Annotated in this window: 1 pseudogene; it reads left to right on the top strand. The window is 55.4% G+C overall.

Features of this window, described 5'->3' with window-relative positions:
• Nucleotides 1-478, top strand: a pseudogene (gene ychF, locus ACTHTS_RS11090) (redox-regulated ATPase YchF); the annotation flags it as partial.

The raw sequence follows: 478 nt of genomic DNA, 5'->3' as shown, positions 1-478 counted from the left end.
CTGACTTGGCCAGCGTCGAAAAAGCCAGCGTCCGCTAAGAAAAACGCGCACGCTCAGGCGATAAAGATGCGCAAAAACTGGTCGATCTGTGCAAAAAACTGCTGCCTCAGTTGGACGAAGGCAAGCCTGTACGCTCCTTCGGCTTAGACGCAGAAGAGCTTGCCATGCTCAAACCGCTGTTCCTGCTGACTGCCAAACCTGCCATGTACGTCGGCAACGTTTCCTAAGACGGTTTTGAAAACAACCCGCACCTCGATCGCCTGAAAGAATTGGCTGCAAAAGAAAACGCCCCGTTTGGGGCCGTTTGCGCCGCGAGGGAAAGCGAAATCGCCGAATGGGAAGACGACGAAAAAGCCGAATTCCTCGCTGAAATGGGCTTGGAAGAACCGGGCCTGAACCGCCTCATGCGTGCCGGCTACGACCTCTTGGGCCTGCAAACCTACTTCACCGCCGGCGGAAAAGAAATCCGTGCTTGGAC

This window comes from Neisseria sp. P0019.S003 (assembly GCF_051957115.1).
Taxonomy (GTDB): domain Bacteria; phylum Pseudomonadota; class Gammaproteobacteria; order Burkholderiales; family Neisseriaceae; genus Neisseria; species Neisseria flavescens_D.
This window is presented reverse-complemented; position numbering and strand designations above follow the sequence as displayed.